Source organism: Paenibacillus xanthanilyticus, from assembly GCF_042682185.1.
Taxonomy (GTDB): domain Bacteria; phylum Bacillota; class Bacilli; order Paenibacillales; family Paenibacillaceae; genus Paenibacillus_Z; species Paenibacillus_Z xanthanilyticus.
The window spans coordinates 223,051-237,593 of the sequence record NZ_JBHUHA010000002.1 but is presented as its reverse complement, the minus strand read 5'-3'; the positions used below and the strand labels follow the sequence as shown (position 1 = coordinate 237,593).

Annotated in this window: 15 protein-coding genes; 11 read left to right on the top strand and 4 right to left on the bottom strand. The window is 56.0% G+C overall.

Annotated elements, in window-relative coordinates; all coding sequences use genetic code 11:
• Window positions 1-191 precede the first annotated feature (191 nt).
• Window positions 192-1,604 (top strand): NADP-dependent phosphogluconate dehydrogenase, encoded by a 1,413-nt coding sequence (gndA, locus tag ACFSKT_RS18100; protein WP_377719590.1) that lies wholly within the window; start codon window positions 192-194, stop codon window positions 1,602-1,604.
• Here the strand turns inward: gndA and ACFSKT_RS18095 are convergent.
• Window positions 1,601-1,900: a hypothetical protein gene (locus tag ACFSKT_RS18095; RefSeq protein WP_377719591.1), complete on the bottom strand. Its 300-nt coding sequence runs from the start codon at window positions 1,898-1,900 to the stop codon at window positions 1,601-1,603. The two genes, gndA and ACFSKT_RS18095, sit on opposite strands and share 4 nt — an antisense overlap.
• Window positions 1,901-2,055: 155 nt before the next feature.
• Here ACFSKT_RS18095 and ACFSKT_RS18090 point away from each other — a divergent pair, with 155 nt between their 5' ends.
• The 6 genes from ACFSKT_RS18090 to ptsP all read left to right on the top strand — a co-directional run bounded on the left by ACFSKT_RS18090 (window position 2,056) and on the right by ptsP (window position 9,025).
• A complete protein-coding gene (locus ACFSKT_RS18090; RefSeq protein ID WP_377719592.1) occupies window positions 2,056-2,595 on the top strand; it encodes a shikimate kinase in 540 nt (179 codons plus the stop codon).
• Between the two features lie 77 nt (window positions 2,596-2,672).
• Window positions 2,673-3,965: a 3-phosphoshikimate 1-carboxyvinyltransferase gene (aroA, locus tag ACFSKT_RS18085; protein ID WP_377719593.1), complete on the top strand. Its 1,293-nt coding sequence runs from the start codon at window positions 2,673-2,675 to the stop codon at window positions 3,963-3,965.
• A gap of 50 nt (window positions 3,966-4,015) precedes the next feature.
• Entirely contained in the window at window positions 4,016-4,450 is a 435-nt protein-coding gene (locus ACFSKT_RS18080; RefSeq protein WP_377719594.1) for a CoA-binding protein, read from the top strand.
• Window positions 4,451-4,548: 98 nt separating this feature from the next.
• Window positions 4,549-5,241 (top strand): hypothetical protein, encoded by a 693-nt coding sequence (locus ACFSKT_RS18075; protein ID WP_377719595.1) that lies wholly within the window; start codon window positions 4,549-4,551, stop codon window positions 5,239-5,241.
• 139 nt (window positions 5,242-5,380) lie between these two features.
• On the top strand, window positions 5,381-7,267 hold the full coding sequence (locus tag ACFSKT_RS18070) for a glucose PTS transporter subunit IIA (RefSeq protein WP_377719596.1): 1,887 nt from the start codon (window positions 5,381-5,383) through the stop codon (window positions 7,265-7,267).
• Window positions 7,268-7,270: 3 nt separating this feature from the next.
• Window positions 7,271-9,025 (top strand): phosphoenolpyruvate--protein phosphotransferase, encoded by a 1,755-nt coding sequence (gene ptsP / locus ACFSKT_RS18065; RefSeq protein ID WP_377719597.1) that lies wholly within the window; start codon window positions 7,271-7,273, stop codon window positions 9,023-9,025.
• 21 nt (window positions 9,026-9,046) lie between these two features.
• Here the strand turns inward: ptsP and ACFSKT_RS18060 are convergent, their stop codons facing one another.
• A complete protein-coding gene (locus tag ACFSKT_RS18060; RefSeq protein WP_377719598.1) occupies window positions 9,047-9,574 on the bottom strand; it encodes a type 1 glutamine amidotransferase domain-containing protein in 528 nt (175 codons plus the stop codon).
• Between the two features lie 174 nt (window positions 9,575-9,748).
• Between ACFSKT_RS18060 and ACFSKT_RS18055 the strand changes: the two genes are divergently transcribed.
• The 4 genes from ACFSKT_RS18055 to ACFSKT_RS18040 all read left to right on the top strand — a co-directional run bounded on the left by ACFSKT_RS18055 (window position 9,749) and on the right by ACFSKT_RS18040 (window position 12,599).
• Window positions 9,749-10,192 (top strand): VanZ family protein, encoded by a 444-nt coding sequence (locus ACFSKT_RS18055; protein WP_377719599.1) that lies wholly within the window; start codon window positions 9,749-9,751, stop codon window positions 10,190-10,192.
• A gap of 174 nt (window positions 10,193-10,366) precedes the next feature.
• Complete coding sequence (locus ACFSKT_RS18050) at window positions 10,367-10,750, top strand: hypothetical protein (protein WP_377719600.1); 384 nt, start codon at window positions 10,367-10,369, stop codon at window positions 10,748-10,750.
• A 140-nt stretch (window positions 10,751-10,890) separates the two neighbouring features.
• Window positions 10,891-11,895, top strand: coding sequence for a catabolite control protein A (gene ccpA, locus ACFSKT_RS18045; RefSeq protein ID WP_377719601.1), 1,005 nt, complete (start codon window positions 10,891-10,893; stop codon window positions 11,893-11,895).
• The gene (locus ACFSKT_RS18040) at window positions 11,895-12,599 is read left to right on the top strand and encodes a 5'-methylthioadenosine/adenosylhomocysteine nucleosidase (protein WP_377719602.1); all 705 of its coding nucleotides are present in this window, start codon (window positions 11,895-11,897) and stop codon (window positions 12,597-12,599) included. Before ccpA ends, ACFSKT_RS18040 begins: the two co-directional genes overlap by 1 nt.
• A gap of 56 nt (window positions 12,600-12,655) precedes the next feature.
• Here the strand turns inward: ACFSKT_RS18040 and ACFSKT_RS18035 are convergent, their stop codons facing one another.
• Together ACFSKT_RS18035 and ACFSKT_RS18030 are read right to left on the bottom strand one after the other, a co-directional pair.
• The gene (locus ACFSKT_RS18035; protein WP_377719603.1) at window positions 12,656-13,834 is read right to left on the bottom strand and encodes an acetoin utilization protein AcuC; all 1,179 of its coding nucleotides are present in this window, start codon (window positions 13,832-13,834) and stop codon (window positions 12,656-12,658) included.
• A gap of 19 nt (window positions 13,835-13,853) precedes the next feature.
• Window positions 13,854-14,486: a GNAT family N-acetyltransferase gene (locus ACFSKT_RS18030; RefSeq protein WP_377719604.1), complete on the bottom strand. Its 633-nt coding sequence runs from the start codon at window positions 14,484-14,486 to the stop codon at window positions 13,854-13,856.
• Window positions 14,487-14,543 lie beyond the last annotated feature (57 nt).

Sequence of the window (14,543 nt, the reverse complement as noted above, 5' to 3'; positions counted from 1 at the left end):
CAAAGCCGAGTAAGCTCCCGGGTTTCCAGGCCCGGGAGCTTATTTTGTTGATCGTTCACAAAAGCGGGTAAAATGAAGATCTGATGAAAACCTTATTTTTCAGCCTGATTATGGTTTTCAATCCCGATTAAAAAGAGTAAAATAGCTGTATTGTTCCACTATAACAAATAGAAAAGGGATGGAAGAGCCGTATGTCTAAACAACAAATTGGTGTTGTCGGGTTGGCCGTTATGGGCAAAAACCTGGCGCTTAATATCGAGAGCAAAGGTTTCACCGTATCGGTGTACAACCGCTCCCGCGAGAAGACGGACGAGCTTCTGAAGGAAGCCGCAGGCAAGAACCTTGTCGGCACGTTCTCGGTCGAAGAATTCGTGCAATCGCTTGAGTCCCCACGCAAAATCCTGATCATGGTCCAAGCCGGCGCCGGCACGGACGCGACGATCGACGCGCTTGTTCCGCACCTGGACAAAGGCGATATCATCATCGACGGCGGTAACGCCTACTTCCCGGATACCCAGCGCCGCAGCCGCGAGCTGGAGGACAAGGGCATCCGCTTCATCGGCACTGGCGTATCCGGCGGCGAAGAAGGCGCGCTGAAAGGCCCGTCCATCATGCCGGGCGGGCAGGAATCCGCATACAAGCTGGTCGAGCCGATCCTCACCGCGATCTCCGCGAAAGTCGGCGACGACGCTTGCTGTACATATATCGGTCCGGACGGCGCCGGCCACTACGTGAAGATGGTTCACAACGGCATCGAGTACGGCGACATGCAGCTTATCTGCGAAGCCTACGATCTCCTGAACCGCGTTCTGGGCGTTAGCACGGAAGAGCTTCACTCGATCTTCTCCGAATGGAACAAAGGCGAGCTCGACAGCTACCTGATCGAAATCACGGCCGACATCTTCTCGAAGTACGATCCGGAGACGAACAAGCCGATGGTTGACGTCATTCTCGATTCCGCCGGCCAGAAGGGCACGGGCAAGTGGACGAGTCAGAGCGCGCTGGATCTGGGCGTGCCGCTGTCCATCATTACGGAGTCCGTATTCTCCCGCTTCCTCTCCGCGCTGAAGGAAGAGCGCGTAGCGGCAAGCAAACTGCTCAAAGGACCGCAACCGGCGCCTTACCAAGGCGACAAAGCGGCCTTCATCGAAGCGGTACGCAAAGCGCTGTTCGCGAGCAAAATCTGCTCGTACGCGCAAGGCTTCGCTCAAATGCGCGCGGCGTCCGACGAGTACGGCTGGAACCTGCGTTACGGCGACATCGCGATGATCTTCCGCGGCGGCTGCATCATCCGCGCGGGCTTCCTGCAGAACATCAAGGACGCATACGACCGCAATCCGGAGCTGTCCAACCTGCTGCTGGATTCGTACTTCCAAGAGGTTGTCGAATCTTACCAAGGCGCATGGCGTGAAGTCGTCGCGACTGCGGTTACCCAAGGTATCCCGGTTCCTGGCTTCGCAAGCGCGCTCGCTTACTACGACAGCTACCGCACAGAGCGTCTGCCGGCTAACCTGCTGCAAGCGCAGCGCGACTACTTCGGCGCCCACACGTTCAAGCGCGTGGACAAAGAAGGCACGTTCCACTTCAACTGGATGCAGAACTAATTCGGTCGAGCCAAGAAACCGTCGGCGGCGGCCTGCAGGCAGACGCGCAGCCGATCGGCCTCTGGGCCGGAGCCGCCGCGCTGCTTGATGAGGATCATGGCAGCCTCGACGTAACCTTGGAACGATTTCAATAAGACTGGCTGGGGAAGGCTCGATAATACGGGCGCTTCGTCAGCCATTTTCTTTTTTATATACTCCAGCATCCAGACGACGTCCTCGCGGCACAGCGGATATTCGGGCGATAGCATGCGATCGAACCGGTTGCGCGCCAGATGCGGCTCTTGTCCTAGAGCCATGACGACCCACTCCTTGAAACGGTAATTTGTCAGTGTTGTCCTATTATCATCTGTACGGCAAAATCAACATTTTTATACCCTTCCGATCGGAATTAATGATATGATAGGGGCTAATCAATAGTTTTAACTCTGTAAAGCAAGTGGGTGTACATATCGTGACAGAACCATTAACGCCTCCCCGGCACATCGTCCTGGTGGGCTTCATGGGTACCGGCAAATCCACGGTGGCCCGCATACTCGCGCAGCGCGGCGGCTTCGAGGCGGTAGACGTGGACGCCGAGATCGTAGAGCGCGAAGGTCGCGCGATTCCCGAATTATTCGCGCAATTCGGAGAAGATTACTTTCGCGCTGCGGAGACGGATGCGCTGCGTTCGGTTATGGGACGAGCCGTACACCAGGTAGTCGCCACGGGTGGCGGCGCAGTGCTTCGCCCGGAGAACCGGGCGCTTATGGCGAATGGCGGTCTCGTCGTCGCGCTCATCGCGACGGCCGAACAGATTATAGCCAGAGTAAGCCAAGACAAGGGCAGGCCGCTGCTGCAAGGGAATTTGGAAGAACGCGTTCACAAGCTGTTGTCCGAACGCCGCACGGCTTATGATTTCGCCCCTGTTCGCATCGACACGACCGGGTTGAATGCGGAGGAAGTCGCCGAAGCGATCTGGGACGCATGGCTCACCAGCCAGAACGGCGGCTAGTCGCCCGTGGCAGAGGAGTTAGGAAGCGTTCCAATCTGAAGGAATAGATTACCTACATTAAAGGAGCCGAATTTTTCATGGACGTTATCGTTACCCCAACACCGAAGCTGCAAGGCGAAATTCAAGCACTTTCCTCCAAAAACTACACGACGCGGTATTTGCTGGTCGCGGCTCTTGCGGAAGGCACGAGCACGATCTATTACCCGGCCCACAGCGAGGACAGCGACGCGATGCGCAGATGTATTCGCGATCTTGGCGCGGTCCTCGAAGAGGATGAGGAGAAAATCGTCATTACCGGTTTCGGACGCAAACCAAGCGACGTGAAAGAACTGGATGTCGGCAATGCGGGCGCTGTGCTGCGTTTCTTGATGGCGATCGCCGCGCTTAGCCCCGAGGTTACGTTCGTTAACCGGTATCCGGATTCGCTGGGCAAACGTCCGCACGACGATTTGATTGAATCGCTCGCACAGCTTGGCGTGCAGGTCGAGCACCAGAGCGGTAAACTACCGATCACGATTCGCGGCGGCGCGCCGAAAGGCGGCAAGATTACCGTATCGGGCGCGGTCAGCTCCCAATTTTTGAGCGCGCTTCTGTTCTTGACGCCGCTGCTCGAGGAAGACAGCGAGATCGAAGTGCTGCATGATCTGAAATCCAAGGTCGTCGTCGGCCAGACGCTCGAGGTATTGGAACAGGCCGGGATCGTCATCGAGGCGAGCGAAGATTTGATGCATTATCGGATCAAAGGCAACCAGCGTTATGCAGCGAAGGATTATGTCGTCCAGGGCGACTATCCGGGATCGGCAGCCATTCTCGCGGCAGCTGCGGTCACGAATTCCGACGTCACGGTTCACCGGCTGCTGGAGAAGAGCAAGCAGGGCGAGCGCGCCATCGTGGACGTGCTGCGCGCCATGGAGGTTCCGCTGACGCATGAGAACGGCGTGGTGCGCGTACAGGGCAACGGCAAGCTGAAGGCGCTCGAATTCGATGGCGACAAGGCGACGGATGCCGTGTTGGCGATGGTGGCGGCTGCCGTCTTTGCCGAAGGCACATCGCGTTTCTACGATGTGGAGAATTTGCGGTACAAGGAGTGCGACCGCATCACGGATTACTTGAACGAGCTGCGCAAAGCCGGCGCGAACGTCGAAGAGAAGCGCGACGAAATTATCGTGCACGGCCGTCCGGAGGGCGTGGAAGGCGGCGTGGAGATCAATGCGCATTATGACCATCGCGTCATCATGGCGCTTACCGTCGTCGGACTTCGCGCGAAGCAGCCGCTTCGCATTCGCGATGCCCACCACGTGGCCAAATCGTATCCGATTTTCTTTGATCATCTGAAGGCGCTTGGCGCCAACGTGGAATGGGTAGAATAGAACAGTTAGCCGAATACCGTACTTCATAACGGAAGGGGCGCATTTGACTTATGTCATTTGAAAATCCAAGCCGCGACGAAATCAAAACGATTCTCGAGCAATCGGAAACGATCGCGGTCGTCGGCCTGTCGGACAACCCCGAGCGGACATCGTACATGGTTTCCGCCGCCATGCAAGCCAAAGGCTACCGGATTATTCCTGTTAATCCCAATGCCGCCTCGATTCTCGGAGAAACCGCCTATTCGTCGCTTGCCGATATCCCGTTCCCGGTCGATATTGTCAATGTATTTCGCCGCAGTGAGCATACGCCGGGCGTAGCGGAGGAAGCCGCCGCCATTCAAGCGAAGACGCTTTGGCTGCAGCTTGGCATCGCGCACGACGACGCGGCCCGCATCGCACAGGAAGCGGGCATGAACGTGATCATGGACCGATGCATCAAGGTCGAGGATTCGATTTTGCTCCCGCACGGAAAATCCAAATCTTGACGGTCATATAAAACGTGAGCGACTCCCACAATAAGAGAGGTTCCAGCTAGCCGATTGGCCCAGCGGACCAAACTTAATGAATTCGAGGAGGACTACACGTGTACCAAAACAACTTTGGCCAACAACAGCAGTTCCAGTCCCAGAACAGATATCAGCCGGTAGGCTTCGTGCAATCCCAATACCAAGGGATTCCCAAATCGCCTGCGCAAAGCTTCTCGTCGAGCAGCTTTTCGTCGAATAACAGCTACCAACCGGTGATTTCGCATGTTGGTTACACAGCCGGCAACAGCCAAAGTTTCAGCAATCAACCTAGCGCCTTCTCGAACCAAGGCTTTTCCAACACGTCGTACAATCCGGTGATTTCGCACGTTGGATCTTCGGCGGGTCAAAGCTTCAACTACCAGTCTCATGGTCCGGTTCAAGCGCAAACGTCGAGCTTCACGCCGGTGATCAATCACTTCGGCGGCTCTTCTTCCCAAGGCTTCAACAGCTTCCAATCCGCGGGTCAAGCGCGTTCTAGCTCCCAGCCCGTGATTTCGCACGTAGGCTACACCGCTGGTCAAGATTTCAACAACCAGTCTTCGTTCAGCGCGCAGCCTTCGTTCGGAAGCAGCTTCTCGCCAAGCTCGCAGGGGTCGTTCTCGAACAACTTCTCCCACGCGCAAACGCCGTTTAATCCAGTTCTGCAAGCGACGCAACAACAAAACTCCGGCCCGGTTATCTCGCATGTGGGCTTCTCCGCAGGCTCGCAGCAACAATCGGGTTTCGGTTTTAACAACCAACGTTTCTAGGATTGGATGCAAGGCAAGGACAAGCGGCGGATCATATGCATCCGCCGCTTTTCTTTTGACAAAGCGCGGTTGAACACGTACCATCAATACATATCCACATACGCGTGACGTACAATGCCGCCATGAGAGGAGGGTCAGGATGAACGTCATGGGGCATTTGCAGCAGCTCGGACGATCTTTGATGCTGCCGACGATCGTTCTCCCCGGCGCGGCGATCCTGTTAAGTTTGAGCGTGCTGCCCTGGGCCAGTTTCGGCTTGCCGGATATGCCTCGTTATTTGCATACGGCCGGCGAGGCCTTGTTTCACTGGCTCCCTTATTTATTTGCGTTCGGCGTCGCCATGGGCATGACGAGCAATGCCGGAGCAGCGGGATTGGCCGCTTTGGCAGGGATGTTTATTTATGCCAGTTTAATCGGTACAAGCCGATACGAGATCGAGCCGACCGTCCTTACCGGCGTCATGATCGGCCTGATAACGAGCTTTTTTCATGAACGGTTCAAAACCATCCGTTTCCCGGAATACATACAATTCTTTGGGGGTCCCCGCTTCGTGCCGCTCATCGTCAGCTTATTCTCCGCCTTATGGGGGATTCTGATGATCGGAATTGCGCCCAGCGTCCAGAATATGCTAGTGGAGCTCGGCGAAATCGTATCGTCGGGCGGGGGCTTCGGCGTGTTTTTATTCGGCTTCGTACTTCGTATACTAGTCGTGTTCGGCTTGCACCATTTGGTCAGCCATGTGTTTTGGTTCCAGGTGGGCGGTTACGAGCAGGCGGACGGCACGATGGTGTTTGGCGATCTGACGCGTTTCTTCGCCGGCGATCCGACGGCAGGCGCGTTCATGGCCGGCCTATACCCGACGATGATGTTCGCGCTTCCGGCGATCGCGCTCGCCATTATCCATGAAGCCCGCGAAGACTTGAAACCCAAGATTAAGACCACCTTTCTGTCCGCCGCGCTTTCCTCGTTCCTGACGGGGGTTACGGAGCCGGTGGAATTCGCGTTCTTGTTCGTGGCTCCGTATTTATTCGTGATCCACTCCGTGTTGTCGGGGCTTGTCATGTGGTTGACCTACGAGCTTGGGATCCGCCACGGCTTCTCGTTCTCGGCAGGCGCCATCGACTTCGTGATCAACGAGCATTTGGCCACGAAGGGATGGCTGCTCATTCCGATCGGAATCGGACTCGGTCTGATCTATTACGTGCTGTTTCGCTGGGCGATCCGCCGGTTCGGTATTCCGACGCCTGGCCGGGAGGAAGGCTCTCAGCTCGACGAATGGGCGGGAGATATTCCGTACCGGGCGCCACTCATCTTGCAGGCGATCGGGGGCAAGGAGAATATTCAGCAGATGGAAGCCTGTATCACCCGTCTTCGCTTGAAGGTTGCCAGCGACAAGTTGATCGACAATAATGCGCTGAAGCACTTGGGCGCCGCAGGCGTCATTCGGCTTGGAGGCGGCAACGTGCAGATCGTCTTCGGCACTTATTCCGAGCTCATCCGGGAGGAGATGGACAAGGCGATCCGGCGGGACCAGATGCGCGTGCTGTTCAGCGCGCCGATGCAAGGCAGAATGATTCCGCTGACGGATGTGCCCGATCCGATCTTCGCGGGCAAACTGGTCGGCGATGGGGCGGCGTTCATTCCCGATCGCGGCGAGCTGGTGTCGCCGGTTAGCGGCAAGGTCATTCACGTGTACCCGTCTATGCATGCGATTGGCATTCGAACGCCGGAAGGGCTGGACGTGCTGCTGCACATCGGAATCGATACCTCGCAGCTGAAGGGCAAAGGATTTACCGCCATTGCGCGGGAGGGGGATCAGGTGAGGCCGGGTCAGCTGCTGATCAAGTTCGACCTGCCTTTCGTCCGCGAACATGCCAAGTCGCTAGCGACGCCGATGGTCATCACGAACGCCGACCGGGTCAAATCCTGGAGCTACGCTCCGTTCAAGAGCGTGAAGCGCGGCCAAGCATCGGTTATGTCGGTCGTCCTGAAAGAGAGAAGCAGTAGTAGCAGTGGAGGGGATTAACTGGTGATACAAGGGATAGGAGCTTCCCCGGGCATCGCGATCGGCAAATCGTTCGTGCTGCCGAACTGGGAATGGGAGCTGCCGGAACAAAAAATAGATGTCGCCGATCTGGCGCGAGAGTTCGAACGGTTGTACGAGGGAATCCGGACGTCTAAAAGCGAAATCGAGCAGATGAAAGACGAGCTTCGCGAAGTGGTCGGTACCGAGGAAAGCTATATTTTCGATGCGCATTTGGCAATTTTGGAAGATCCGGTATTCATGAACGAGATTCAGGGGATCATCCAGCGGCAGTATAAGGCGGCGGAAGTGGCGGTCAAAGAAGCGATCGACCATTTCGTCACGATGTTCGACCTGCTGGATGACGAGTATATGAAGGAACGAGCGCTCGACATTAAGGACGTCGGCAACAGGCTGCTCAAGCATTTGCTTGGCGCGCCGGAGATTACGCTGCCGATGGATACTCAGCCGTTCATCCTGGTGGCGAAGGAGCTTTCTCCCTCGCAGCTGGCGCATTTGAACCCGAGTCACGTCCTTGGCATCGCGACCATGGCGGGCAGTATGACCTCGCATTCTTCGATTATGGCGCGTGCGCTCGGTATTCCGCTCGTCGTCGGCTTGGAATCCAAATTGGAGGAGCCGATCCAGACCGGGGATATGCTTATTATCGACGGTGGAACCGGCATCATTCATTTGGAGCCGAACGAGGAGTTGGCGGAACGCTACACCGAGCTGCAGCGCAGACAGCAGGAAGCGAGTCACCGCCTGAAAGGCATCGCGTCGGTGCGTCCTGTCACGCCAGATGGCAAAGAGATGGAACTCTCGGCGAACATCAGCTCGCTTAAGGAATTGGATATCGCGCTTGGCAGCGGAACGTATGGCGTGGGCTTGTTCCGAACGGAGTTTCTGTATATGGACCGTCATCGTCTGCCGAAAGAAGAAGAGCAATACGACGTGTACCGCAGCGTGGCAGAGAAGCTCTCGGGTCGTCCCCTCATTATTCGCACGCTCGATATCGGCGGCGACAAGCAGTTGGATTACTTCGAGCTTCCGGAAGAGGAGAATCCGTTTCTTGGTTATCGCGCGATCCGGATTTGCCTGGACAAGACGGATTTGTTCAAAACCCAGCTGAGGGCGATTTTGCGGGCCAGCGCATACGGCGATGTCAAGATCATGTATCCGCTCATTTCATCGGTCGAGGAAGTGCAAAGCGCGAACGCGCTGCTGGAAGAGGCCAAACGCGAGTTGGTGGCGGAAGGCATTCCGCACCGCAGCGATATCGAGGTGGGGATCATGATCGAGCTTCCGGCAGCGGTTATGATAGCGGATTTGTTGGCCGATGAGGTTGACTTCTTTAGTATCGGTACGAACGATCTGGTCCAGTTCACGCTGGCGGTGGATCGAATGAACGACCAGATCTCCCATCTGTACGAACCTTACCATCCGGCCGTGTTGCGTATGTTGAAGACAACGGTCGAAGCGGCCAAGCGCGGCGGCATCCACGTCGGCGTATGCGGCGAATTAGCCGGCGATATCCGCGCGCTTCCGATTTGGCTGGCGCTCGACGTGGATGAGCTGAGCATGTCCGCGAATTCCATTCTGCCCATAAAAGAACGGCTGCTTTGCATGAAACAGCAAAACAGCCGTAGATTGTTCGACGACCTGATGGTCTGCCGGACTAGCGAAGCCGTAAAGCAGCTGCTTCACGATTTCAATCAATTGGCGGAACGCGAGGCAACCGCCGGACAGCATTCGACGTAACGCCCGTAAGATCTTATGATCTTATCGGGTGGCAGCAAGCGCATCGACGAATGCTTTCGCGTAGGGAGGAAGATCCGGCGGACGACGGGCGGAGATCAAATGTCCGTCCACGACGACCGGCTCATCGATCCAGGTTGCACCCGCATTCTCCATATCGTCGCGAATACCCGGCGTCGAAGTGACCTTGCGTCCTTGCAAAATTTTGGCGGAGATCAGGACCCAGCCGGCATGGCAAATCTGTCCGATCGGCTTGCCGGCCTGGTCGAGCTCCTGCACGACCTGAAGGACTTTCGGATAGCGGCGCAGCTTATCCGGCGCCCAGCCGCCCGGCACGAGGATGCCGGCGATTTGCCCGCTGTCGATTTCATCGAAGGACATGTCGGCCGTCGCCGGCACGCCGTATTTCCCGATGTGGGTTTTTCCTTTCTCGGGTCCTGCGAACAGGACGGTTGCGCCTTCTTCGCGGACACGGTATACCGGGTACCACAATTCCAGATCTTCGAACTCGTCATCGAGCAGGCAGATTACGGTTTTTCCTTGCAAACTCATGAACACATGACCTCCTTTGAAAAATAGACTAGCTATTAGTTCAAAATACAAGCATTGATAACTTTCGCGCCAATCAATCATCTTGTATTTCACCGAGTGGAACGCGCTCCGCCTGAGCAGACGGGCGATTGCCGTTTCACCTTGTACCATATTGTAACGGAGGCGAGACCTGCCATGCAAACCGCCAACCGGCAGGACAAGACCGTCGCTGGGCGCAGCCGCCGGCTGTTGCGATTTTTGCCCGCGTTTTTGTGGATGGGAGTCATTTTTCTGCTTTCTTCGCGCACGGGGGACGAAATGAATACGTTTCTGCCTTGGTTTCAGGCGCTCTTCCCCGCGATGAGCGGTTTTGATTGGGGGCATTTCGTCGCGTACTTCATCTTGGCGGTCGCGTTCGATTATGGATTCGGCCGTAGCAGCGACCGCTTGTCCTTCAAATTGTTGATCGTTTTGTTGTGTCTATTGTATGGTGTTTCGGATGAGTACCATCAATCCTTCGTAGGAGGACGTTCACCGGATATTCATGATTTGCGCAACGATATGATCGGCGCCGCGCTTGCCGTAATCTTCCTGGCCGTTCCTTTTGTGCGCAGACAGTGGAGAAAATGGGCATCCTAATCGTATATTTTTGAGCACCGGCATGAAAATATTACAAAATTCCGAAATGAAGGACTTTATGCGTATCCGGTCGAATACCTTATCGTCAAGAACTGGAGAGCTAGCGGGGTACCGGCAGCTTGAGACGATAAGGAGTTGGCCATTTTGCAAAAGCATTGTCAATGCGGCGATGTCATGCCTATGAAGCTGCGGACCGTCATTTACTCGGGTAAGGTTGAAATCGACAATGTCCCGATCTATACATGCCCTACATGTAACCGCAGTGAAGTGTTTTCCGAAGTCAAACCCGACCTGACCGGTCTTATCGGCCAGCTGGGAGCGAAACCGGAGAAGCAAACCTACTTATTCAATGAAGTAAATGAGCTTGCCGATCTGCTCGTCGAAGCGTATCAGGCGCGCAAGAGCACGGATCCGGCTGTCGTGAAGCCGCTGACCGAAGAGCGGATCAATATGCTGCTCGACCTATACGCGGTGGCGCGTTCCACCGGTGACGAAGCCTGGGTTGCAGACATACAGAAACGGCTGAAACAGCTGAGCCGAGGCATATTGCAAGCCTAACGACAAATATTCAATATTACCTCCTCGCCATTAGATCAACATCATGCTGAATCATTGCGAAAAGTAATATTTTGTCGTATCATTACGGTAAAGTAATGCGGAGCGAGAGCTGAAAATTTGAACTAATGGAGAGAAGGACCGTGACGGTAACCATTTATGATGTAGCAAGAGAAGCTGGCGTTTCGATGGCGACTGTTTCGCGGGTCGTGAACAACAACCCGAACGTAAAGCCGCAGACTCGCAAGAAAGTATTCGAAGCCATCGAGAGGCTCGGATACAGACCCAATGCCGTCGCGCGCGGCTTGGCCAGCAAGAAGACGACGACGGTTGGCGTCGTCATTCCGGATATTTCGAACGCGATATTCGCGGAAGTAGCGCGCGGAATCGAAGACATAGCGAATATGTATCACTACAATATTATTCTGTGTAACGCCGATAAGCGCAAAGAGAAAGAAATCCGCGTCATCAACACGCTCCTGGAGAAGCAGGTCGACGGCCTGCTGTTCATGGGCGGCGCCGTGACGGACGAGCACTTGCAAGCGTTTAAGACCGCGAATGTGCCGATCGTCCTTTGCGCGACGACGGATGAGAACGGTGTGATTCCGTCCGTTGACATCGATCACGAAGCGGCCGCTTTCGACGCGGTACAAGCTCTGATCAACGAAGGCCATACCCGTATCAGCATGATCAGCGGCACGCTGCAAGATCCGGCGATCGGCTTCGCGCGATTCCAAGGCTATAAGCGGGCGCTCGAGACTGCCGGCATCACGTACGACGAGGATCTCGTCCGAATCGGCAACTACCGTTACGAGTCCGGAACCGAAGCGATGAAGTACTTCCTGGGACTTGCGAACCGTCCGACGGCCGTTTTTGCGGCAACAGACGAGATGGCGATCGGCGCCATTCACAGCATCCAGGATTCCGGTCTGAAAGTACCACAGGATATTTCGGTCATTTCCGTCGACAATAGCCGCATGGCATCCATGGTGCGTCCTCAGCTTACGGCGGTCGCTCAGCCGATGTATGATATCGGCGCCGTCTCCATGCGTTTGCTCACCAAATTAATGAAGAAGGAAAACGTTGACCACGCGAAAGTCGTGCTTCCGCACGAGATCGTCAAACGTCAATCGGTAAGCGCCAGATAATGACTAGCAACTTTAAAAAAATCGGCATTATCGGAGCAATGGTCGAAGAGATCGAGCTCCTGCACCAGCATGTGGACAAGACCGGCTCCTTCACGAAGGCCGGCATCACTTACGTGGAAGGTAAGTTCCACGGCCGCGATGTCGTGTTCTGCAAGTCAGGTGTCGGCAAAGTGAATGCAGCGGTTTGCACGCAGCTGTTGATCGACGCCGGCGTGGATTGCGTGCTGTTTACGGGCGTTGCGGGCGCCGTCGATCCCAACTTGAACATTGGCGACATCGTTGTCTCGTCCAGCTGCTTGCAGCACGATATGGATGTCACGCCGCTCGGTTTTGCGCGCGGTCAAATTCCGTTCCAGGAAGTCTCGGAGTGGCAGGCGGATGCCTCGCTCGTCGAACTGGCGCTCGCCGCCAGCGAGCGTCATTTTCCGGGCCGGAGCGTGAAGGGGAAGGTACTCTCCGGAGACCAATTCATCGCCTCGCGGGATACGGTACGTTCACTCTACGAGGATCTGGGCGGTGCGTGCGCAGAGATGGAAGGCGCGGCATTGGCGCAGGTATGCGCGATGAACGAAATTCCATACGTCGTCATTCGCGCGATGTCGGATAAGGCAGACGGTTCGGCTCATGTGAACTTCGCCGAATTTACCGTGGAGGCTTCCGTCAATTCGCATAAGATCATCGACGATATGGTTCAACATATGTAAGACTAAAGGCTAGCCAACAACTCTACTCGAGTTTGTCGGCTAGCCTTTCTGTTGTGCTAAAGGTGCTGCAGCGCGATTTGAACGGTATGACGATTGCGTTCGGTAATTTCCTTTCGACGCGGCATCGGCGCCCAGCCGTCGACTTCGTCGAGCCAGTGCGTCGGCAGCGCCTCCGGGCTCTCGGCCGCCCAACGTTCGATCCAGGAAGCCGGGAGAGGTTCGTTATGGCCTTCTGCGGAGAGCTTAGCGCTGATCGGGTGATTCGTCATCTCCAACCAGACAAGCGACCATGCTCGCGGTACGACGCGCCAAATGTCATAGCCGCCGCCGCCGATGGCTACCCAACGGCCCCTGCAATAGCGGTGAGCCAGCTCATGAATAATGGCCGGCATAGCTTGATAGATGCGCATGCTGCAGTGAACATGCGACAGCGGGTCCAGCGCGTGGGCATCGCATCCATGCTGACTGATGATCATATCCGGCTTGAAGGAAGCGGTTACTTTTTCGAGCGAGAGCCGGAAGCTCTCCAGCCAGGAATCATCCTCGGTGAACGGCTCGACGGGGATGTTGAAGCTGGTGCCGAACCCGTGCTCGCTCCCGCGTTCATGGACAAATCCCGTGCCGGGGAACAAATATTTGCCCGTCTCGTGTATGGAATACGTGCAAACATCCGGATCGTTGTAGAACACCCACTGCACGCCGTCGCCATGATGGACGTCCGTATCGACATATAAGATACGCATGCCGTATTTCTGACGTACGGCCGCGATCGCCACGGCGGCATCGTTGTAGACGCAGAAGCCGGAGCCTCGCTCGGGAAAGGCATGGTGCAGGCCGCCCGCCATATGATAAGCATGAAGCGCTTGACCGGATGCGACCAGCTCGGCAGCTTGAAGTGATCCGCCGACAATCGCCGCGGCCGCTTCGTGCATGCCGTTGAAAAAGGGGGTGTCTTCGGACCGCAATCCATAACGTTCGGCTTGTTCGATCCAATTCGATGCAGGGGCGGACGCGCTTAATTCTCGTACCGCATCAATATAGTCTTGCCGATGAACGAGCGCAAGCACGCTCTCGTCCACGCTGTCGGCTATCCGCAGGTCTCCGTCATGAAGCGCGCCGGCTTCCCGCAGCAAGTCCGCCGCGAGCGGCAGCCGTTTGGGGTGAAAAGGGTGATTGTCGTGGAATTGATACCGGGCAGCGCCCGGATGATGTATAAATACGGCATTCGCCGTCATCGTCCCATCGTCCTCCTCATTAATACATGAACCGCTGCCGGAACCGGACGCGGTCGAATTGCTCTACCGAGGAGAGCGGAACGTCCTTGCCTATGCGAACCATCAAGCAATTGGCCGGATGCGCGCAGATTTCCGGATCGTCCGTGGCATACCAGACCATCCCGACAGACTGCATCAGCTTCTCCATCATCGAACGATAATCCCATACGTTTAATTTGGTGCCTTCCAAATCCCAGTGCCAGTAATATTCCGTCGTAAACACGATGGCGTTCTCCAATTGTTCATCCTCGAACGCCGTCCGGATCATGCGTTTGCCCAGGCCGAGCGATCGGTAGCTGTCTGCCACCTCGATGGCGCCAAGCTCGATCAGATCCTCCATGCCGCCTTCGGACCAGCGCTCCAGCTCGTCCGGATAATGAAACGTCACGTAGCCGATTATCGTCTCCCCATCACGGGCGACGATGATCCGTCCTTCGGCCAGTTCGGCGATTTCGATGAGCGCTTTATGCTGTTCGGGCGGCCTGCGGAATGCGTCGAGATCCGGATGCAGCGCGTATCGCGCGAGATCCGAAGCGGGTACCGGACCTTCGATAATGATGTCGCGGTTCTGATAGGGGAGACGCTCCGAGTGCATCACCTTGCGATGTTCCAACTGTCATAGCTCCTTTCATCGCACCTTGTCCGGTTACGAATCGGACAAGTAATTGCT